Raw genomic sequence first — 23307 nt, 5'->3', positions numbered from 1 at the left:
TATAATACAATTAATGGAGTATATTCGATGTATTGACTAATTGTGGCACTAGGAAATATTTAGTAGTATATATTCAATTAGGTTAATAGTAGAGATAAAGAGAAAGTTGGAGGGGCTATAACATGAAAGGTCATAAAAAAAGACAACCCTGGTTCATTTGGTTGTCTGCTGTATTTGCATTAGTTGTGGTGCTGGGCACCATTGTATCGTCAACCGCTTGGGGCGCTCATATTATGCGACAAAGTCGCAGTTTGTATTATCAGTATATGCCACACGCTGGTGTTGAAGCTCGTTATGTGCGGCAATTAGTTACGCCTGATATGGCTCATTCACGAATTATTATGTGGGAGACGCATAATCCAGAAGCTGATCCAGTGGTATTGTATAAAGAAGCTGGCGCTTTAGATAGTACGATTCAGGCCGTACCGGCTACGATGGAAACCTTGAAAGAAGATAAGGTAGTCCGCTATATGTATCGGGCTGAATTAACTCAATTGGAGCCGAATAAGACGTATGAATATCAGGTCGGTCAAAATGTGATTACTAATGATTGGCATACGTTGCAAACGGTTAATCAACACAATTTTACGGCACTTGTGTTTCCCGATTCCCAGTCCGCTAATTATAATGGTTGGCATGAATTGGTAAAAACGGCGTACGCTAATAATCCAGAGGCAGGCTTATTTATTAATATGGGCGATTTAGTAGACAATGGTGAATCTGCTTCGCAGTGGGATGCTTGGTTTGATGCGGTAGAACCTATGATAAGCAATATTCCCTTTTCTGGTGTTATAGGAAATCATGAATATTATTCCTTAGATTGGCAAATGAAAGAGCCTACCGCCTATGATGCTTTTTTCAAGTTTAAAGCACCTACGGTAGGCTTAGAAAGTACAGCTGCTGGTGATTCATCACGGCGTGCTTTTTATTCCTATGATTATGGCGATGTTCATTTTGTGGTGTTGAATACACAGTTTCAAGAGATGAATGAAACCTATCGTGAGGCGGTACAAGCAGAACAATTAGCTTGGTTAGAGCAGGATTTGGCCAATACTAAGCAACCATGGAAGGTAGTGCTCATGCATCGGGATCCATTCCGTTATCCGCATACTAAAGCACCTAATACGGTACCGGGGATTAATGAGATTGGCGATATGTTTATGCCTACCTTTGAAAGATATAATGTAGATTTAGTGTTGTCGGCTCATTATCATATGTATCGGCGCCGTGGTCATGTAGAAAACTTCCAACGCAGTGCCATAGGCCCATACTATATTGTAACGGGCGTGGCTGGCGATGTGAAGTATGCTAATATTTGGCTCGATCATCCGCTCGATGAATATAAATCACCGTATTTAGAGTCTGATAATTATTTAGTCTTGCGTAAGCAAGGGGATTCCCTTACTGTAGATGCTTATTTAGCCGATGGCACACAGTTTGATACCGTGACGCTGACTAAATAAGTTCGCCTAGCGTATGGGCTACATATTGTAAATCAGCTTCTTGGTGCGCCGCTGTTACGGTAAGGCGTAGGCGACTGGCTCCGTGTGGTACCGTTGGCGGTCGAATGGCGGTTAGAATAATTCCTTTTTCAAAAAGTTGCTGGGATAGGCGCAAGGCTTTTTCAGCAGAGCCTACGACGATAGGAAAAATCGGCGTAGGTTGATAGTTAGACACTAAAGCGGTGGCCGTGGTTTTATGGGTCACCGCAATACCTTGTTGTAATAAGGCTTGCGTCATATATTCAATATTGTGGTGTAGCTGGTTGTAGAGCGTAGTGTCACTAGTTAGTAGGTTAAGACTTTGTTGGGCGGCGCCGATAGCGGCCGGTACTAAGGCTGTTGAAAAAATGAAACTACGACTGCGATTAATAAGTGTATTAATGAGGAGTTCATTGGCACAGACAAAGCCCCCTTCACTGCCGAGGGCTTTGCTGAGGGTGCCTAGCTGAATATCTACATCTTTACTGCAATTAAAATGGTGCGCAGTACCACGGCCTTCGCCGATAACACCTGTCGCATGGGCGTCATCAACCATAAGTAAGGCGCCGTACCGTTTAGCGAGCGTGACTAAATCAGGCAAGGGTGCCAGATCCCCGTCCATGCTGAATACACCATCGGTAACGATGAGTCGTTTACCGGTAGGGGGGAGTTCTTTTAAAATTTCCTCTAAATGTTCACAATTATTGTGTTCATATACTTTGATGGTGGCACTACTGAGCCGACAACCATCAATAATACTGGCGTGATTTAAGGCGTCGCTTAGAATATAATCGCCTGTTTCCATGAGGCCAGAAATAGTACCTACATTGGCCATATAGCCTGTGTTAAAGACGAGCGCTTGCTCAGTTTCTTTAAGACAGGCTAATTGTGTTTCTAATTGTGGCAATAATGGATAGGTGCCAGAGGTTAGACGGGCCCCGCCTGAACCGGTACCATAGGCATTAATAGCTTTTTGCGCACTTGCTAAGACCTGTGGCTGATGGGTAAGACCTAAGTAATTATTGGACGCCATCATAAGATAAGTTTTACCATTTAGGCGCACATGGGTGCTGTCGAGAGGCTCATAGGTAGTGCATTGTCGGCGCCGTTTAGCATTGCTTAATTGTTGTAGTTGTGATTCATAGAACTCACGCGTAGTGGCTGAAAGCATGGGATACCTCGTTTAAATAGTGACTAAGACAGTTGTATTTTCTAAATATTCTTGTAATTCTGTAAGATTGGTTTCCGGGTGAACAAAGAAAATGCGACCGCCACGACTATCACCTAATTCTTTTAATGGGCCTAAGCGGTGATAGGTATGACCATAGCTTACATAGCCAATCGTATAGTCGGGGTCATCGGAAATACAAAACTCACCGATCACTTGAGGGGCGCTTAGGACTTTGGTAGCTAAGACGAGAGCTTCTTGAAAATGCACGCCTGTGTGGCCTTGTTCTTGAAAATGTTGACAGGCCTCGCTCTCATTAGCAAAAGCCATTCGACTGACCCGCAGGCCCCGATTACCTAAGGTATCGAGTCGCTCGCCGGTAAGGGCATTGCAAATTAAAGCTCCCCGCATAGCTTCTTTTTGTGAACGTAATAATTGTAAACCTTGTTGAAGCGCTCTGTCTGTAATACCATGAGCCGTTAATAATTCGTTAGCTATTGTATAGGCCTCTGTTACGGTGCAGACTTGGGTGTTATTGACTGCTAAGGCTGGCACATAATGAATGGTTGCTTCATCAATGGCATCAATGGTAAGGCGGATGAAGTCGGCACAGCCTTTACTGTGATGGAGTGCTCGATGCACTAAGTCTGCTGATAGTTGTTCTAATTCATCTTTGGTTACAATCCGTTCCGCCCCTGAAATGTGGTGGCCCCCTTCTTCATGAGCACCACCTTGAGCAGCCCGCATACGAATACTATAATACATTCGTTGAGCCTCCTGCTGTGGCTGGTACGGCGCGACGCACTTTACCGAGTATTTTTACAAGAATTGGGGAGAAAATGGCGGTAAAGATATAGCCTGGTACAGCCATGAGAATCATAGCATAGGCCAATTTGCCGAAGATGAGGCCTAAGGTTAGGCGGGCAATAATCGACGCAATAGGGCCAGCGATGATTTGTGACCAAATTGTATTACGGCCTAGGTAGAGCACGGCTCCCGCAATCAGACGAAATTGCATGGCAATAGCTACATTGAGTAGATTTTGTGTGCCTAGAAGTAATGAAATAAGACTGGCTAAACAACCAGCTATGATATAGCGTTTAAAGCCAAACACAGCGCAAATGGCCACGGCTAATGGCGCCGAAAGTTGAAAGTCCACGCCTGGAATGACATTGGGCAGCTTGATGGCCCCCGTGATGCCAATCATAGCAGCTAAAATCCCAATTTCACAGATAGTACGAATTGATGTTTGTTTCATGATACAGTCCTTTCCCTTATTAAAAACTCTACCTACCAATACCTTAGTTTTACATATCCCTAATTAATGCAAAACTAATTGTTAACCTATAAAAATATTTAGGTTAACTTAATTGCTTTCATTATACGCTAAGGGGGTATGACTGTAAATTACAATTTATTAAGTAGGAATTAAAAGAATTACAAACAGTGTACAATCAGTGAACCTCATATCTCAAAAGGTTATAGGCATTTACAAAAAGTAATATAGCGTCTAGCCCTTTAATCTCTCTTGCGAATTTGGTATAATAAAACAGTAATAACAAACCTGCGTGGGCAGGTTGTTCACAGTCAAGGAGGACGATATTGTGGAATTAGTACAAAATTTAAAAGCAAAAGTAAAACCATTAGGTAAAAAAATTGTATTGCCAGAATACAAAGACGCTCGTGTATTAGAAGCAACTGCTTTGATTCTTAAAGAAGGTTTCGCTACACCAGTATTGGTTGGCAACCCTGAAGATGTAAAAGCATTGGCTCAAAAAGAAGGTTTCAACATTGATGGTGCTGAAATTATTAATCCTGAAACGTACGATTGTTTACCAGAAATGATTGACGTATTTGTAGAAAAACGTGCTAAAAAAGGTATGACACCAGAAAAAGCAAAAGCAACTATGCTTGGCGATTGCTTATTCTTTGGTGCTATGTTAGTACATCTTGGCGTAGTTGACGGCATGGTAGCTGGTTCTGCTAGCCCAACTGCTAATGTATTACGTGCTGCTTTACAAGTAGTAGGTACTAAACCAGGTCTTAAAACAGTATCTAGCTCTATGTTCGTATTCACTGATAAAAAACAATATGGTGACGAAGGTATGCTTGTATTCTCTGATTGCGGCGTAATTCCTAATCCAAGTTCTGAACAATTAGCTGATATTGCTATGTCTTCTGTTGAAAAAGCTCGCAAAGTAGGTAACATGGCTAATCCTCGTGTTTCCTTCTTGTCCTTCTCCACTAAGGGTTCTGCGTCCTCCCCTGAAGTAGACAAAGTAGTAGCGGCTGTTGAATTGCTCAAAGAACGTAATGTAGATTTCGATTTTGACGGCGAATTACAGTTAGATGCTTCCATCGAGCCATCCGTTGCTGAACGTAAAGCACCTGGTAGCAAAGTGGCTGGTAAAGCGAATATTCTTATTTTCCCTGATCTTCAAGCAGCTAACATTGGCTATAAATTAGTACAACGTTTCGCTGGTGCTACCGCTCTTGGCCCATTGATTCAAGGCTTAGCAGCGCCAATCCATGATTTATCTCGCGGTTGCTTCGCTACTGATATTGTTGACGTAGTGGCTATTGCTGCTGCTGAAAGTGCTGAATAATTGCTATAACTGTAGCTAGTCTAGGCCTAGTAAGGAACAGGCAATTTAGCGCGCATTCACCTATAGGTGAATACTAATTTCATATAATATATGAGTCAATTAACTCCGTTTTTGTTGTAGTTTTTACAAAACTCTGACAATAACGGAGTTTTTGCTTTTTATTTTGTGGTATAATATAAAAGGATAACTAATAATATTCTCAAAATAAAACTTCTTTTAAGTAAGAGAGGATTGCTTATGAAATTATATTATTTAGAACACAGTGGCTTTATGATTGACGCAGGTCGTCAATGTTATATATTTGATTATTGGAAAGATCAAGCTCAAGTTGTAAAACAAGCACAACAAGCAGGTAAGGAGTTATGGTTCTTTGTAACGCATTGGCATGGCGACCATTATTCACCGGCTATTTTAGAGTTTAATAGTGAAACGACTCGTTATGTGGTCCATGAAGATGTGCCACATCAGGCTATGCCTGCCAGTCGCACTACGGTTATGGCCGTAGGGGATATGGCGGTTGTTGCTAATTTAACAATTACTATGTATGGCTCCACTGATGAAGGCGGCTCGTTCTTAATTGATACAGGTAAAAGTAAACTATTCCATGCTGGTGATTTGAATTGGTGGCATTGGTTAGGAGATACGCCAGAAAATATTGATTTTGCCCGTAATTTTGCCAAGCAAGAGTTTGACCGCGTTAGAGGGATGGAGGCTGACTTAATTTTGTTCCCTGTAGATGCTCGCTTAGAAGCAGCTCGGGAGTGGGGGGCGATTGAATTACTTCATGTAGTGCCACAACCTAAATTATTTGTCCCTATGCATGCCAATGGCCCGCTTTGGGAACCTTCTTTATACTTTAAATCCCTGTATGAGCATATGCCACTTTGGATTCCTAAGCAACCTGGTGATGCAGTAGACTTATCAGTCTATGGTATTGAATAGGTTGAAAGGATATTTATTATGAAACAACGTACAGCATGGCCTGTAGCGACATTGCTATTGTTGGTCATGATGGTTATCTTTTTAGCGGTATACCCTTTTAGAGGCGATCCTTTATTTGGGTTTCTTACTCATGTGAGTGGGGCGGCGATGATAGGTGGTTTAGCCGATTGGTATGCGGTGACGGCCTTATTTACTAAACCGCTAGGAATTTCTTATAAAACGGCGTTAATTCCACGGAGTAAGGCCCGCTTAGTGGAAACGGCACGGTACATGATGGTAGAAGAATTATTGCGCGTGCAGCCTGTGTATATGATTATAAAAAAAGAGCAACTACCTAAGCGAATCCTTATGTATTTCCTCAGTGAAGAGGGCCGTCGTCAGATTAATCAATTTATTGAAGAAGTGGGAACGCAGATGGGCAGCCACTTTGATGGGGCACCACTTCGTAAAGAAGTGACTGGGGCCATCAAAAAAGGGGTAGCTCATTGGGAAGTAGCGCCTTTATTGATACGTTTTGGTCATCTTATGATGCAACGAGATACGGCCGCTGTTTTGTGGCTCTATGTAAATCGGATGGCGCAACGGCTACTTAGCTCACAAGGCATACAGCCTTATATTGTAGGCATTGTAGCATCGATGATGAATCGGTATGCTGAAAATTCGTTTTGGCGTGAATTAGCGCTAGCCTTAGGGAGTGATAGTTTTTCACCGGAGCGTGTGGCGGAATTAATTCAGCAAAAAGGGACGGAATTTTTGGCGTCTCAAGAATCTATTCATTCGCCTATGGGACAGTATGTGTATAATAAAGTGTTATGGAGCTTATCTGAATTAGAACGAAATAGTGAGTGGCGCCAAACGGTAGAGAATGTAAAAAATCGTTGGCTTCAGGATGCGTTAGAAGATGTAGATTTGTCCGGCGATACGAAAGCTTGGCAAGGCATTTTTAAACGGGCTCAAGAAGAGGCGGAAGCTTATGCACGTAGTTTATTACAAGATAAAGGTAAGCTACAAAGTTTAGAGCGCCTCTTGTTATATCAATTAGTGCCTTTATTACGAAAATTGCGACCTTTTGTGGATACGTCAGTTGTACGAGAGTTGATGGCTTATTCGCCACAGAAGTTGTCCGATGTTATTAAGGGGAAGTTGTATCATGATTTGCAAATGATTCGAATTAACGGCTCCTTAGTAGGTGCTGTGTTGGGCGGTCTCTTCTATGTGGCGGCGCAACTTGTCCAAGGAGGTGTAGGTTTATGATTGGTGGCGTACCGTATCGCGTGTGGGCCAATCGTATTTTGGTCATCTCCGCTATTTTGTATGGCGCTGTTTTTATTGGACAATTTTATATCAAAGCTACCTGGTATGAAGCTTTGTATTGGTTAGTACAATCTGCTTTAATTGGCAGTGTGGCAGACTGGTTTGCGGTGACGGCTTTGTTCCGTAAACCACTCGGTTTTCCCTATCATACAGCGTTGATTCCACGCAATAAAGAGCGTATGATTTCAGGGCTCATTCATTTGATTGAAACTCGCTTATTAACCTTAGAACAATGTCAAAAAGCATTGCAGTCAGTTAAGTTTTTGCCATATATTGATGGTTATATTCAAAGCGAACGAGGGCGTCAATATATTCGGAAAGCCTTGCGTAGTCTATTACATCTAGTATGGCATAGTCGTAGTGAGAAAGAATGGGCCCAGTGGGGCGCTGAAAAGTTACGTTATTTTTTACATCGCCAATCTATTACAGGTCCTATGCAACAATTCTTGACCGACATATGTCGTACGAATAAGCATGAAACTACCATTATTAAAGGTATTGTATTATTGCAAGAGGCTTTGGACAAACCACAAGTTCTTTTATGGTTAACGCATACGATTGACCGTGAAATTCAAGCTCGTAAAGATAATTTTATATCTGCCATTGTTATTGGCGTTTCAGAAGCAACGGATATTATTAATGCTCGCGACATGGCTATGGCTATGCTTCGTGAATTGTACATGGTATTAGAGCGGTGGAAACGACCTGGTAGTACCGAGCGATTGGTGTGGATGCAACAATGGTTAGGGCCCTTGCAAGAGTTAGCCTATAATAGTTCGGTCAGTCAGACCATTGATGGGGTATGGCAGCATTGGATTGATGAACAGGATTGGGCCGATATTTTAGAAACTTATATTTGTCCGTACATTCATAATGTTATTCATATGGCAGATACAGAAGATACATTTGAACAAGAGACTCCAGTGAAAGTACTTGAGCAATCCTTGCAGGATTTGTGGAAGGTATATAGTCAGAAACCAGACATTGAAGCTAAAATTGAAACTATGTGCCAACATATGGCCGGCTATTTACTAATACGTGGTCATGCCTTACTAGGCGTGATTGTACGGCAAGTACTGGGGGCGTTGAGTACAGAACGATTTATTTATTTCATCGAATCTAAAGTGGAAGATGATCTAAGTTGGATCCGTATTAATGGTGCCTTAGTAGGAGCTGTGTGTGGCTTAGGGGCTTGGAGTTTTTTACATTTTATTTATGAACCTTTATTAGCTATGTGGGGGTTATAAGGCTAATAAGGATATTAAAGGTAATAACCTAATTCCTGTTATTACAAACAGAAAGAAGGGGCATTGGAAATGGAGGGTTTCCAATGCCCCTTCTTGTTTGAAGGAATAAGAAGTTATTTACGTTATCTATAGTATGGTACTACTACGATGGTAGCCTAAATAGTCATGTGACTATGAAAGCAGCTTAGTTTGCTTGGATTGGTTGCGGAGCGGTACGATCCAATTGTAAGTCTTCAATCATTTGCAAATCTTGAAGAGGGGAACGACCGTCAGTTGTTAAATAGCCACCAACCATGATGCCATTAAGACCGCCGGATAAAGCCAATACTTGTAAGTCGCGGAGATTAACTTCACGACCACCAGCTGTACGAATCTGAGCGGATGGCAATACGAAACGGAACATAGCGAAAGTACGCAAAATTTCAAGCGGAGCTAACGCTTTATTATGTTCAAATGGAGTGCCTTTAATAGGGTTTAAAATATTGAGTGGTACGGAATCAATGCCTAAACGTTTTAATTCATAGGCCATTTCAACACGTTGTTCTAAGGTTTCATTTAAACCGATGATACCACCGGAGCAAACGCGAATCCCTGCTTTTTTAGCATTTTCAATAGTAGACATTTTGTCTTCAAAGTTATGAGTACTACAAATATTAGGGAAGTTGCTAGGTGCAGTTTCAATGTTGGAATGATAGCGAGTTACGCCAATAGCCTTTAATTGTACAGCTTGTTCGTAGGTGAGAAGCCCTAAGGAACAGCAAATTTCAAGGCCTGTTTCTTCGTGGATACGGCGTAAAGCACTAAGAATTTGTTCAAATTCTTTAGGATTATTGGTATTACGACCGCTAGTAACGATAGAGAAGCGAATAGCACCAGCTTCTTTTGCTTTGCGTGCATGTTCAACAATATCTTCTTCGTTCATGAAAGGATATACGGTAACTCCTGTTTCATGATGCGCTGATTGTGCACAGAATTTACAGTTTTCAGGACATTTACCAGAACGGGCGTTAACAATAGCACATAAGTCAACTTCTTTACCGTTGAATTTCTGGCGAATTTTATCAGCCATAGCTAAGAGAATCATAGTATCTTCGTCAGATACATTAATAAGCTCTTCTGCTTCTTTTGGGGTAATCTCACCACCATCTAAAACGCGTTGGGCGTATGCAATAATTTCTTCGTAACCAATTTTTTTTGTTGTCATGAACCTACACCTCTGTATTCTAAAGTTTATCCCGCTCTACCTGGGAGCAACGACTATGAGTCGTTGCCTTTATTATACGTAGCTTATAGGATATAGTCAACCGTAAATTTTAAATAGAGTTAACAATAACTGTAAAGATAAATAAGGTTAACAATAGTGTAGCTTACCTTGGTTAGCGCGCTTAATAAAGAGCGTTTGCCCATTTAGGTTAAGGACATGCATAGTAGTTAAGTTAACAATGGTAGGGCAGTTAACAATGACTGGTATTTGCTTGGTTAACATAGTTAGTGCCAGTTTGTAAAAATTTAACAAAAAATGACTAGGACAGATTACGAATTTCAAAGGGCTGTGATAAAATAGAAAGTAATGTAGTCGGTAGGTTATGGCAAGGAGGTGAGGACCGTGTTAGTGCTAGAGCGAAGCAGTGCTACGCCTTTATATGAACAAATCTATCAATATATTAAAGCCCGTATTGAAGCAGGGCAGTATGAAGCGGGGACTCGATTGCCTTCTGTACGGTCCTTAGCAGGTGAAATTGGGGTTAGCAAAATTACGGTGGAACAGGCCTATTTACAATTAGCCGCAGAAGGATATATTAAAGCGCATGATCGCTCGCCCTATGAAGTGTTAGCCTTGCCTTTAACGGGGGAGACTATATTTGCTGGCGTTAGTGGAGTCGATTCTTTGTTTCAAAAGTCTAGAGCAGTAAAGCTAGACGAAAGTGTGACGGCGGAGGCAGGGCTGGGTAAGGCACTAAGTCCGTTTGCAGGGCCAGATTCACTGATGGCTAGTAATGTGGCTGCTAAGCCAGTCATTGAATATAATTTTGCCACTGGCGCTATGGATCCAGAAGGGTTTGATTATACGCGCTGGAAACGGTATATTGGTTATGTATTGCGCGAGCCGGAACGTTTGCTAGCGTATGGCGATCCGCAAGGCGAATTAGAACTACGCTTACAATTGGCCCAATATTTGAATACCGCAAGAGCGGTGCGGACTACAGCGGAACAAATTATTATTGGCAGTGGTACGCAGGCTATGGTCATGATGATTGCAGCGCTTTTGAAACGAGCACATATTACAACGGTAGCGATTGATCATAGTGCGTTAATTGGCGTGACGCATATTTTTAAAGATTATGGCTTTACCGTAGTGACCATTGATCAACATAGTGAGAGTTTGATTGCTGATTTGATGAGCGCTAATGTGCAGGCTTTATATTGTACCCCATCTCATGGTGACCGACAGGGTCGAGTTATGAGTGCAGGGCGGCGCAAAGAATTATTGCAATGGTCTAAGGCTGTTGGGAGTTATTTGATTGAAGATGATTATGATAGTGAGTTGCGTTATTATGGTCGCCCTATCTCGTCTTTGCAGGGCTTAGCGCGCGAGGAGCATGTTATTTACTTAGGAACGCCTTCTAAAGTGCTACCGCCATCCATTCGTATTAGTTACATGGTATTGCCGCCATCTTTATGGAATGACTTTTTGATGTACCGCAGTTCGTATCGGCAAAGCGCTAGTGTTATGGAACAACTTGTATGGGCTCGTTATATGGCGGCTGGTGAATGGTCTAAGCAAATTCGGCGGTTACGTAAACATTATGCTGATAAGAGCAAACAATTGGTGTCGCAGTTGCAATTAGCCTTTGGTGATCAAGCAAAAGCCTACCTACCTGAAGGTGGTGTATACATTGGTTTGAGTGTATATACATTGCTAGGCGCAGACGATTTATTAGCTAAAGCGCGTCAAGCTGGCTGTGATGTGCGTATTGAAGCGGATATTGCTATGGAAGGGGAAGTTCATTGTTTATTATCCTTCAGTGCGATACCTACGGCTAAACTGCATGCAGCTGTTACACGATTAGCAGCGGCTTGGAAAGGAGTTTGAAATGATACCATTTCGTTTTATACAATGTGGAGATCTTCATTTAGGGACTCCTTTTAAATACTTAAAATCGTTAGGCAAACAAGTGGATGAGGCTGTTAATCGAGCAACCTACCGTTCCTTTACTGAAATCGTAGATTTGGCTATTGAGCAGCAAGTTCAAGCAGTGCTGATTACAGGGGATATTTACGATAGCGATACGCATAATTTAGAAGCACAAGTACGTTTTGCCTATGAGTGTGAGCGTTTAAGTGAACATACAATTCCCGTATTTCTCGTACAAGGGAATCATGACCCTGCTGAGAGTTGGACATCTAATATTCGCTTACCTGAAACGGTTCATGTTTTTTCCTCGTTACAAAGTGAGCGCAAGCCTTTACTGGTAAAAGGAAAAGTGGCGGCCTATGTATATGGCATTAGTTGCAGTGAACAGAATCGAGCGGATAATGTGGCTCAATTTTTGAAACCTTGGGCGGACGATCCCTTCTCGATTGGTATGTTTCACGGCAGTGTAGGCAGTACGCCTGACCATGAAGTGGTGGGGCCTACCACCTTGGGAGAATTAACTAATTCGCCTATGAAATACTGGGCTATTGGGCATATTCATAAACGGCAAGTATTACATGAAAGCCCTTATGTGGTATATGCAGGTAATACGCAAGGCTTACATAAAAAAGAGTTGGGGGCAAAAGGTTGTTATTTAGTAGATGTAAGTGCTACAGGCCAAGTAACTATGCAATTTCAGGAAACGGCGCCCATTCGTTTTGAACAGGTGACGATTGATATTGCTAGTCTTGCCAACAATTCCGATATGGTAGAAATGATTCGCCATAAAAAAGAAATGCTGCGCAAGTTAAAGAAGCAAATCTTGTTGGAAATTGTGTTGACTGGCACAGGGGCACTTCACGAATTATGTTGTAAAATAGAAGCACAGCAAGTATGGCTACAATTGGCACAGGAAGAAGAAAAAAATAAGTTCAATTTTGTTATGCCTTATGCGATTGTAGATAGGACCGCAGGGGTTACTGATTGGACGGCACGACGCCAAATGGAAGATATGGTAGGCGACTATTTGCGGAGTTATGATACGTTAGGTGCTTTGCCTAAGGCCGAACAAGTGGCCCAGATACGAAACCTTATTGAGGCACGGCCTGAAAGTAAGCGCTTAGGCATGTATAGTAATTTATTAACGGATGAAATTTTGGAAGAAGCATTGCGACGAGCAGAAGTAGAAGGGGCTCGTTGTCTCATGGGAGATACGGATGAGGATTAAGGAGATATATATTAAGGAGTTTGGCCCCTATCGGGATTGGTCATTTACGCCAGCTGCTGACGGGGTGCAGGTCATTTATGGCCCTAATGAAAGTGGGAAAACCTCTTTGTTAGAAGCTTTACGCTTTTTACTGTTTGGTAAAAAAAGTAAAGCCTATGGTTACGGCTCTGGACATTTGATTGTGGAACGAGATGGCGTGTCTTATCATATTGGGCGCGATGGTAAAAAACTCAATTTTTACCCCTTAGGCAAAGGGCCTATTGCTGAAGAACCATCTTCCTTGTGGTGGCATGGTCTGGATAAGAAAACTTATGATCGTATTTTTGCGATTACTGTTGATGAATTACAAGGGGCGGACGTATTAGCTGAAGTGGAAGTACGGGCGCGTTTCTTTGGAGGTGAAGGGGGCGAGCGCCTTAGTACGGCTGTTAAAGATATTGAGAAGGCTTCATCTGACTTATTAGTAGCCTCAGCGAATGGGAAGCGGAAAATCAATGTGCTTATGGAGCGCTTAAAACAAGTTCGTGAAACCATGGCTAACCTAGGTAAGCACGAAGAAGCGTATACAGCCTATCAGCAAGAGCTTGATGGCATGGTGACGACGGAAAAGGAATTGACGGAGCGTCTTAAAGAATGGCAGGACTACGGCAAGGAAGTGGATTTAGTATTGCGTGCTTGGGATGTGTATAAGCGCGCTGAACATGCCAAAGAGCAGATGAATACGTACGCAGTGACGGATTTGTTGGAAAAGGACGCTTTTTACGAACTCGATGAAAAAATAACCCAGTGTCGTAATAACATGCAACTTTGGAGTGGTAAAGAGGCGGGCTTAGTGCCTGATAATTTTGCGCCTGATTCCTTGATTGGCGTGTATAGCCAAGAGATTGAAAGCTTATTTCAGGAGCTTGGTAAATGGACACAACTGCAAAAAGAGTGTGATCAAGGCAGAGCTTATTTGAAGCGGGTAAAAGCGCAATTAGACGTATCGCGGACCTTGCATAATGCTTGGCGTCCTGATGCGGAGATGCCGGCTGAGGTTAATTGGGCCGAAGGGGAGTCTTTAGCACGGCAGTTGCGCAGTGCGCAAGATAATTATTTGCATTGGCAAAAACGCAAGCCTGTAGAACCAGCAGAATTAGTGAATACAAATGTTAAGGATGAAGAAAATACCTTAAAAGGGTTAGAAGCTGGTGTAACAGCTATTAAAGCTGCGTATGCTGATTATGAGGCGGCGGTAGCTAATCGGCAGGCTTTGGGGGAAGCGTTACCAACCTCGTATTATCGCTATGGCGGGATGGCATGTTTTATTCTAGCCGTATTAGCCTTAATGATGTTAGCTACGGGCGGAGTTTGGGTGGCTATTTTATTAGTTATAGCAGGGGGTGCTTTATTTGCCTATGATTGGCAATATAAACGTAAACATCAGGGGCTGTATGAAGCGGCTCTTCACCAATGTGAACGCCAGCAAGAGTTGGTGGCTAAGTTAGCGCAAGATGTAGGGTTTCAGGTACCTCAGTCTGCTGCGGACGTAGTAGATATGGAAGATTCCGTTAAGGCAAAGCGTGCGGCTTTTAGTAATCAGAACTTAGTATTGGCTAAGATTCATAGTTACGAACAAGTTCATAGTCAATGGCTGGCAGAAGGTAAGGAATTAGAAGCAGCTGGCAATAAAGCCATGGAAGCTTGGCAACGTTGGTTGCCTCAAGGGGCTAGCCGTGTACTTACGGATAATCAATTCTTTGCGCTGAAGCAAGAATATGATACTTACATGGAAGATGTGAACCAATATAAAGAATATGAAAAACGTTTGCAAGAACACGAAGCATCCTTGCATGAGCTAGAAAGTCGCTGCGCAGCACTATGGGAAAAACTAGAATTGGCTATTCCTGTAACTCCTATTGAATTGCGTCGGGTATATAATTTGTTGAAATCTCATCGTCAGAATCAAGTGCGTTGGGAACAAAAAGAATCACAGCGCCGTAATTATCACGAAGAGTATGAGCAGTGGAGCCGACAAGAAAAAGCCTTGTTATTGGAACAAGCTGAATTATTACAGAAGAATGGCGTAGCTACAGCTGGTGAATATCGTCAGCGTTTATTACTACAAGATCAGTACGTACAATGGCAAAAGGTGTATGAACAAAGTCGTGACCAATTGGCCTTGTTTGCGCCTAAGAAAGATAGCCATGAAGCTTTATACCGTCGCTTGAAATCGGGAAATAAAGAAAAATGGCAGTCCGAGGCTGAACGGAGTCGCTCTGAAATACAAGCCTTAGAGAAGCGGTTAGCGGCCTTGCATGAAAAACGTGGTCAAGTGCAAGAAGCTATGCGCACATTGTCGCAAGATCAAGCTATGTCTTTAGCCCTTCAAGAAGAACAACAATTGGAAGGGGAATTGCAAGAAGCACTAACAGCTTGGGCGACTCAAGTTTTAGTGAGCCATTTTATGGAATTGGCGCAAATGGATTATGAAAAAGATCGCCAGCCAGAAGCGATGGCCAATGCGTCGTCTTATTTATCGATGATGACTGATGGGAAATATACTTTACAATTAGGCGATACGGCATCGTCACTACAGGCAGTACTCGCTACAGGCGAAGTGGTACCAACAGAACGTTGGAGCAGTGGCCTAGGTGACCAAGTATATTTGGCTTTGCGCCTTAGTTTAGCTAAAGTATTTGGGGAACGAGTGGAATCCTTGCCTATTATTTTAGATGATATTTTGTTACGCTTTGATGAAGGGCGTCAGGAAGCCGCTCTTAAATTGTTAGCTCATATTGGCGCTACAGAACAAATTTTTATCTTTACCTGTCAACAAGGAACGGCTGAGCGAAGTGACAATTTAGAGGGAATGTCGGTGTATAGTTTACAAGGTTAATAGTATAAAAATACATAAAAACAGACCGTCTTGATTATAGCCTAAATAAAATTAAGGACTTCTTAGTACGCTAAGAAGTCCTTTTGTATTTGAAAGTACCTTGTATACATGAGATTATTGCACAATATATATCTTAATCTTCTATATGCATTTTTTGAGAAAAGGGGTTATAATATAAACAATCTATTTTCTATAGAATTGAGAAGGAATAGAAATTATGTTGCAGTTTATCACTAAGGGATGAGGTAGCTGTAGCTAATAGTCTATGAATAAGAAGAGAGAGTATAGGTTTGGAAGGAGCAAGGGCTTATGGGACAAATCAGTAAAGCCGGACAATCCGCGCAATTAGGACAATTAGGAAATAGTCAAATTGAAATTCAACAACAAGAGCAGGCGCAATGGCAAGCAAAAGGCTTATATAATTCGGCCTATGAAAAAGATGCCTGTGGGATGGGCTTTGTAGTTGATATAAAGGGACGTAAATCACATGATATTATTGATGATGGTTTGCGTATTTTAGAGCGCCTAGAACATCGTGGTGCCCGTGGTGCTGATGCATCTTCTGGCGATGGGGCGGGGATTTTAGTACAAATCCCTCACAATTTTTTTCAACGGGAATGTGAAGTGTTAGGTTTTTCTTTGCCCCCAGTAGGCAGTTATGGGGTGGGCATGATTTTTGCCCATCGCTATGAAGCACTGCGGAATAAACAAAAAGCTATATTGGAAGATATTGTCCGTGCTGAAGGGCAAGTCGTTCTTGGTTGGCGTGAAGTGCCTGTAGACTCCCATGCAGTAGGGGATGAAGCGGCAGCAATTCGCCCTTGGTTTATTCAAATTTTTATTGGTAAAGGCAATAATGTTATGAATGACGAAGAATTTGAACGTATTTTGTATGTCATTCGTAAAGAAGCAGAAAAACAAATAATCCCCTTGAGTAAGGCGGAAAGTGGGGATTTTTATATTGCTTCCTTATCAGCTAAGACTATCGTTTATAAGGGGATGCTTACGCCAAAACAATTGCGTGATTTCTACTTGGATTTAGCGGATTTAGATTTTACTTCCGCTTTGGCTATGGTACATTCCCGTTTCAGTACCAATACCTTCCCTAGTTGGGCACGGGCCCATCCAAATCGTTTCATCGTTCATAATGGGGAAATTAATACTATCCGTGGCAATATTAACTGGATTAATGCTCGTGAAGGGAAAGCTAATTCCGAGTATTTTCCGCAGATTAAAAAAGTATTCCCTGTTGTAGATGACACAGGTTCTGATTCGGCTATGTTTGATAATACGCTTGAGTTCTTATATATGACGGGGCGTAGTTTACCGCATGCTATGATGATGATGATCCCAGAGCCTTGGGAAAAGAATCAACTCATGAGTCAAGAAAAACGTGATTTCTATGAATTTAATAGTTTTATGATGGAGCCTTGGGATGGTCCAGCCGCTATGGGCTTTACCGATGGCACTGTCATTGGCGGTGTTCTTGATCGCAATGGGTTACGTCCATCTCGTTACTATATTACTAGCGATGACCGCTTAATCATGGCTTCTGAAGTAGGGGTAGTGAATGAGTCGGCTGAAAATATTCGCTATAAAGGGCGTTTAGAACCAGGCAAGATGCTTTTGGTTGATACGAAGGAACAACGCCTTGTATCAGATGAAGAAATTAAGCATCGTATTGCTACTGAACAGCCTTATGGTGAATGGGTCAAAGAACATATTATTCACTTGGAAGACATTGCGCCTGCTAATGAAGCGGATTTACCAACCGTTACGAATTTAAAAGAACAACAGCAAGTCTTTGGTTATACGCAGGAAGATTTAGTGCGCATGTTGCAGCCTATGGCTAAGGATGGTAAAGATCCTGTAGGTGCTATGGGGGCTGATGCACCGTTAGCGATTTTATCAGATAAACCGCAATTATTATATAATTATTTTAAACAATTATTTGCCCAAGTAACGAATCCGCCAATTGATGCGATTCGTGAAGAGATGGTAACGTCTACAGGCGTCATGTTTGGCAATAGTGGCAATATGATGGATCCTCATAAGAGTGGCACCTATTGTGTGTCCTTGGATCGGCCGATTTTAACGAATAAAGAATTTGCTGCTATTAAACAATTAGATTGTCGCCGTATGAAGAGCACTACTTTGTCTATTTTGTTTAACCCGGCTGAAGGAAGTCAAGGCATGCGCCAAGCGTTAGCTGAGTTATGTGCTAAGGCGGAAGAAGCGGCTCGTTCTGATCATAATGTATTGATTCTGTCGGACCGTGGCGTAGATGCAACGCATGCACCAATTCCTGCTTTATTAGCGGTGGCAGCTGTACACAATCACTTAATTAAAAAAGTATTGCGCACAGATATTGGCCTTGTGTTGGAGTCTGGCGAACCACGTGAAGTTCATCATTTTTGTACTTTAATCGGCTATGGCGTAACGGCAATTAATCCATATATTGCTTTTGAAACAGTGGCCGCTTTACAGCAAGAAGGACGTTTAGGGAACATCACGGCAGAAGAAGCGGAGCACAATTATATTAAGGCAGCGGTGAGCGGTATTCTGAAAGTTATGTCAAAAATGGGGATTTCCACGGTGCGCAGTTATCATGGTGCGCAAATCTTTGAAGCAGTGGGCCTTAACAGTGACTTTATTGATAAATACTTTGTGAATACGCCGACTCGCATTGGTGGTATCGGTACGGAAGGGGTCGCCCGTGAAGCCTTGGCTCGTCATGCTCGTGCCTTTGAAACGAAGGAAACAGTTCTTGAAGCGGGCGGTTTCTATGGCCCTATGAAAGATGGGGAACCTCATTTATATAATCCTAAGACCATTGATTTATTACAACGTGCTTGTATTGACAATAATTATGATTTGTACAAAGAGTATGCGCAGGAAATTCGTCATGACTATCATGTAACTTTGCGTAGTTTGTTAGATTTCAATTATCCGGTAGGTGGTGGTATCGCCATTGAAGAAGTGGAACCGGTTGAATCCATTGTGAAACGTTTCAAAGGGGGCGCTATGAGTTATGGTGCCATTAGTAAAGAAGCGCATGAAACGATTGCTATTGCTATGAATCGATTAGGAACGATGAGTAATTCTGGGGAAGGCGGCGAAGATGCTAGCCGCTATCAATTATTGCCAAATGGCGATAATCTTTGCAGTGAAATTAAGCAAATTGCCTCAGGCCGTTTTGGTGTTACGTCGGAATATCTTGTCAATGCTAAAGAATTACAGATTAAATGTGCCCAAGGGGCTAAACCAGGTGAAGGGGGGCAACTACCAGGAAAAAAAGTATATCCCCCTATTGGTAAAGCCCGCCATTCTACGCCTGGTGTAGAATTAGTATCACCACCTCCTCATCATGATATTTATTCCATTGAAGATTTAGCTGAGTTGATTTTTGATTTAAAAAATGCAAATCGCAATGCCCGTATAAGTGTTAAATTAGCAGCGGAAGCTGGCGTTGGCACTATTGCGGCAGGGGTAGCTAAAGCAAAAGCTGACAATATTTTGATTTGTGGCTATGATGGTGGCACTGGGGCGGCTGGTCGTACCGGTATGCGTCACACCGGTGCGCCTTGGGAATTGGGGCTAGCGGAAACGCATCAGACTTTATTATTAAATCGTTTACGCGATCGCATTGTGCTTGAAGTAGATAGTAAATTGATGACTGGTTTTGATATTGCGGTAGCGGCCTTATTAGGGGCTGAAATGTTTGGGTTTGGTACTTTGCCACTTATTGCGGTAGGCTGTAAGATGGCTCGTGTATGTAATTTGAATACCTGTCCGTACGGTGTAGCTACGCAGGATGAAAAATTGCGTAAAAACTTTAAAGGCAAACCAGAATATGTAGAGCATTTGATGCTATTCTTAGCTCGTGATCTTCGTGAAATTATGGCTCGTTTGGGAATTCGCACAGTCCAAGAAATGGTAGGACGTGTTGATTTATTGCGTCAAAAAGTAGTGGATGATAATTATAAATTATCGCGCGTAGACTTAAAACGGATTTTATTCCGACCATATACAGATATTTCGGTGGGACACTATCACCAACATGAACAAGACCATGAATTGGCAAAAACGCTGGATGAAGGGAAACTACTTCGCATGTGTCGTCCGGCTATTGAGGAACAGAAGCCGATTCGGGCCAAATTAGCCATTAATAATACCCATCGTGTAGTTGGCACCATTGTGGGCAGTGAAATTACGAAACGCTATGGTGCGAAAGGTTTAGCGCCCAATACGATTAAACTTAACTTTGTAGGTAGTGCGGGCCAAAGCTTTGGTGCCTTTATTCCTAAAGGGATGACCATGGAATTAGAAGGGGATGCGAATGACTATTTAGGTAAAGGTTTATCTGGTGGGGTAATTACCGTATATCCACCAAGAGCGGCTTTATTTGAAGCTGATCAAAACGTTATTATTGGTAATGTTGCTTTTTACGGTGCTACGGCTGGTGAAGCGTATATTAGTGGCTGCGCTGGTGAACGGTTTGCCGTGCGTAACAGTGGGATAACGGCTGTAATAGAAGGTGTTGGAGATCATGGCTGTGAATATATGACTGGTGGTGAAGTGCTTGTCCTTGGTAATACAGGTCGTAACTTTGGGGCCGGTATGTCTGGTGGCTATGCCTATATTTTAGATTTTGATGCACGGAAATGTAATACTAGCTTAGTCGAACCTAGACCAGCTACAGGTGCTGATTTAGAACGAATTAAATCCTTGGTTGAAGCTCATGTATTGCATACGAATAGTCGCAAAGGACGTCATATTTTAGATAACTGGCAAAACTTTGCTCATCGTTTTACCAAAATTGTGCCAACCGCCTATGAAGCTATGCAACAAGCTATTGCCACTTATGAAGCTAAAGGGTTTAGCGCAGAAGACGCACAATTACAAGCCTTTAAAGATACCTATCACATTAAATAAAAGAAGGGTGAAGTTTTTGAAACTGGTTCAATTTTAATAACCTTTCTACGAGTATATATGAGTCCGTATATTGTGGGCGAGTTCTTGTGAATTCTCTTGCAAACGGGCTCATTTTGCGTTAAACTCCGTTTTTCGCGTATTGAATATTTCAGATTTACAGGAAATGGTATATAATAAATGACAGGAAACCGTAGCTCTTGAAACGAGTTTTACGGAGAGGTGCAGAATAAAGGAGTGTACAGTGAAAATAACATATGCACTAGGTGCTATTTTAGTAGGCAGTGCTTTATGGCTTAGTGGTTGTGGCGCTGATGCGGTGGACACAGGCGCTAGTGAAGGTGCTAAACCGGTGACACCCAATACGACCGTAGCTACTGAGGCTAAGCCTGTAGCGGCGCTTGAAGAGGCCACTCGATTATTACAAAAGAATGACTATGAAGGGGCTATTGCTAAAGCGGATGAGATTTTGACAAAATATCCCAATTCAGATGAAGCGTATTCGATTAAAGGTATGGCGTTAGGCCTTGATGGTGATGCGACCGGTGGTTTAGTATTTACTAAAAAGGCGTATGAACTCAATCCTAATAATGTAGGCAATTATTATAATATGGCCATGTTGTATAAATTGCAGGGACAATTGGACGAAGCTAAAGGTTGGTTTGAAAAGGTGTTAGCCAAAGACCCTCACAATACGTGGTCAGTGTATGGTATTGCTACCATTTATGCTGATCAAGGTAATGAAGCCGACGCATTGACTTGGTTGCGTCAAGCAGTTTCATTAGACCCTGTAGTAAAAGAGGTGGCACGCACACAAGACCATTTTGTGCGATTCCATGGGAATGAGACCTTTGAAGCTATTGTGAAATAGGTAAAACGGGAAATAGATAAACCATTAAAATAGATAAACCATTGAAATAGGTAAACCATTGAAATAAGTAAAATATGAAAGTGTAATAGAGTGGAGGCGTAAGCATGACAGGACGGCAACAACGAGCCTTTCGTTGGTCTATAATTCCGATAATTATGTTAATGATGGCACTCTTAAGTGGTTGCTTTGGGCCGACTAAAGTAACTACGGCGGAAGTGGAAACAAAAGAAATGCCAGTTAAGATTAGTAATGATGCGAATATTACAGCGCTTAATAAGGTGACGATTGAACCTACTGTGTCTGGGCAGGTGAGCACCATGACTGTCAAAGTGGGGGATGAAGTAAAACAAGGTCAAGTGGTGGCCATGTTAGATACCAGTACTTTGCAAACTCAGTTAAATCAGTTGATTCAAGAGTTAGGTGATCAGCAGAGTCATGCTGGCGTACAAGCGGTGCCACAAGAAACTACGGTTGTGCCAGGGGCTGTTTCGGCAGCTGATGTAAATAGAGCTCACGAAATGATGATGAATGGGATAATTACAGAAAAAGAATATCAAACGATTGTGCAGCGGTCACAAGCTACGGTAGTTACCAGTGGTGGTGGCTATGTAGCTACGGGCGGTGGCATGGAAGTGGCAGGTATTCAAGCGGCTATTGCTCAATTGCAGACGCAGATTGCTCAGTCCCAAATTGTATCGCCTATGAATGGGCGCGTAGCGGCTATTTATAATGAAGATCGTAAAGTGGCTATTGAGGGCCGGCCGTTTATGCTCATTCAGCAAAGTTCACCTGTGGTTGCTTCCTTAAGTATTCCTCAGAGCTTTGCTTTGAAATTAGCTGAACCAGCTACGAAAAGCACCTTGAAAGTGTATTTAAAAGTGGACGATAAAGAAATACCTGGTGAATTAACGTATATAGATACTAATGCGCCAGCAGGTACACCAAGTGTATTAGTAAAAGCCACTTTTGCGAATACGGATGATGTGATTAAGCCAGGGGAGTTTTATACCTTAGTTATTGAGTCATCGGCTACGGCGCCTGTGTTGGCGGTACCAAAGACAGCTATTCACGAAAATAAAGATGGCAAGTTTGTTTATGTGGTAACGGCAGATAATACGGTCGATGTACGTGTTGTTGAAACCAGTGAAACGGTTGATGATTATACGGCTATCGTTATGGGCCTTAGTAAAGGGGAACGAATAATTAACTCTAAAGGTGAATTTGAATTAGGTGAACAAGTTACTTATTAGGCGTATTAGCTTAGCTATTAAATTGCTGATTAAAGAACGCGTTAGTTATTTATCGATTGGATTAAGGGGGGCATTAGCTATTCGACTGTTGAATTAAGGGTGGGGTTAGCTATTCGGTTGTTGACTAAGGAAGGCGATAGCTAATCGACGGTTGAATTAAGGATTGTGTTACTTATTAGACTGTTGAGGTTTAAGTGTAAAATAAACCTCAACAGTTTTTTTCTGAAAAAAATTAAAAAAGGGGTTGACGTTTA

15 protein-coding genes are annotated in these 23307 nt (G+C 42.1%); 11 read left to right on the top strand and 4 right to left on the bottom strand.

Annotated elements, in window-relative coordinates; genetic code table 11:
• Window positions 1–122: 122 nt before the first annotated feature.
• Complete coding sequence (locus tag VER_RS02490; protein WP_162099313.1) at window positions 123–1463, top strand: metallophosphoesterase family protein; 1341 nt, start codon at window positions 123–125, stop codon at window positions 1461–1463.
• Here VER_RS02490 and bioF read toward each other — a convergent pair.
• From bioF to VER_RS02475, 3 genes are read right to left on the bottom strand one after another with little or no spacing between them, the layout of a single operon-like run.
• Entirely contained in the window at window positions 1456–2652 is a 1197-nt protein-coding gene (gene bioF, locus VER_RS02485; RefSeq protein WP_162099312.1) for an 8-amino-7-oxononanoate synthase, read from the bottom strand. The genes VER_RS02490 and bioF overlap by 8 nt on opposite strands.
• 12 nt (window positions 2653–2664) lie before the next feature.
• The gene (locus VER_RS02480; RefSeq protein WP_162099311.1) at window positions 2665–3414 is read right to left on the bottom strand and encodes a 6-carboxyhexanoate--CoA ligase; all 750 of its coding nucleotides are present in this window, start codon (window positions 3412–3414) and stop codon (window positions 2665–2667) included.
• Window positions 3404–3907 (bottom strand): hypothetical protein, encoded by a 504-nt coding sequence (locus tag VER_RS02475; RefSeq protein WP_162099310.1) that lies wholly within the window; start codon window positions 3905–3907, stop codon window positions 3404–3406. Before VER_RS02475 ends, VER_RS02480 begins: the two co-directional genes overlap by 11 nt.
• Window positions 3908–4253: 346 nt before the next feature.
• Here VER_RS02475 and pta point away from each other — a divergent pair, with 346 nt between their 5' ends.
• From pta to VER_RS02455, 4 genes are all read left to right on the top strand, one after another.
• Entirely contained in the window at window positions 4254–5255 is a 1002-nt protein-coding gene (pta, locus tag VER_RS02470) for a phosphate acetyltransferase (protein ID WP_162099309.1), read from the top strand.
• Window positions 5256–5492: 237 nt separating this feature from the next.
• Entirely contained in the window at window positions 5493–6197 is a 705-nt protein-coding gene (locus VER_RS02465) for an MBL fold metallo-hydrolase (protein ID WP_162099308.1), read from the top strand.
• Window positions 6198–6215: 18 nt separating this feature from the next.
• A complete protein-coding gene (locus VER_RS02460) occupies window positions 6216–7451 on the top strand; it encodes a DUF445 family protein (RefSeq protein ID WP_162099307.1) in 1236 nt (411 codons plus the stop codon).
• Window positions 7448–8758: a DUF445 family protein gene (locus tag VER_RS02455; protein WP_162099306.1), complete on the top strand. Its 1311-nt coding sequence runs from the start codon at window positions 7448–7450 to the stop codon at window positions 8756–8758. Before VER_RS02460 ends, VER_RS02455 begins: the two co-directional genes overlap by 4 nt.
• A 184-nt stretch (window positions 8759–8942) precedes the next feature.
• On the opposite strand, the gene bioB is transcribed toward VER_RS02455, so the two are convergent.
• Window positions 8943–9962 carry a biotin synthase BioB gene (bioB, locus tag VER_RS02450; RefSeq protein WP_162099305.1) on the bottom strand — a complete coding sequence of 340 codons (1020 nt, stop codon included), beginning with the start codon at window positions 9960–9962 and terminating at the stop codon, window positions 8943–8945.
• A 402-nt stretch (window positions 9963–10364) separates the two neighbouring features.
• Between bioB and VER_RS02445 the strand changes: the two genes are divergently transcribed.
• From VER_RS02445 to VER_RS02420, 6 genes are all read left to right on the top strand, one after another.
• Window positions 10365–11852, top strand: coding sequence for a PLP-dependent aminotransferase family protein (locus tag VER_RS02445; protein ID WP_162099304.1), 1488 nt, complete (start codon window positions 10365–10367; stop codon window positions 11850–11852).
• A 1-nt stretch (window position 11853) separates the two neighbouring features.
• On the top strand, window positions 11854–13122 hold the full coding sequence (locus VER_RS02440) for a DNA repair exonuclease (RefSeq protein WP_162099303.1): 1269 nt from the start codon (window positions 11854–11856) through the stop codon (window positions 13120–13122).
• Window positions 13112–16000 (top strand): AAA family ATPase, encoded by a 2889-nt coding sequence (locus VER_RS02435; RefSeq protein ID WP_162099302.1) that lies wholly within the window; start codon window positions 13112–13114, stop codon window positions 15998–16000. The genes VER_RS02440 and VER_RS02435 overlap by 11 nt, the downstream gene beginning before the upstream one ends.
• Before the next feature lie 309 nt (window positions 16001–16309).
• Window positions 16310–20935: a glutamate synthase large subunit gene (gltB, locus tag VER_RS02430; protein ID WP_162099301.1), complete on the top strand. Its 4626-nt coding sequence runs from the start codon at window positions 16310–16312 to the stop codon at window positions 20933–20935.
• Window positions 20936–21176: 241 nt separating this feature from the next.
• Window positions 21177–21803 (top strand): tetratricopeptide repeat protein, encoded by a 627-nt coding sequence (locus VER_RS02425; RefSeq protein ID WP_162099300.1) that lies wholly within the window; start codon window positions 21177–21179, stop codon window positions 21801–21803.
• A 104-nt stretch (window positions 21804–21907) separates the two neighbouring features.
• Entirely contained in the window at window positions 21908–23053 is a 1146-nt protein-coding gene (locus VER_RS02420) for an efflux RND transporter periplasmic adaptor subunit (RefSeq protein ID WP_162099299.1), read from the top strand.
• The last annotated feature ends 254 nt before the right edge of the window (window positions 23054–23307 follow it).

This window comes from Veillonella sp. R32 (genome assembly GCF_010093125.1).
Classification (GTDB): Bacteria; Bacillota; Negativicutes; order Veillonellales; family Veillonellaceae; genus Veillonella_A.
The sequence above is the reverse complement of the archived record's forward strand: the minus strand, read 5'-3'. Positions and strand labels throughout refer to the sequence as shown.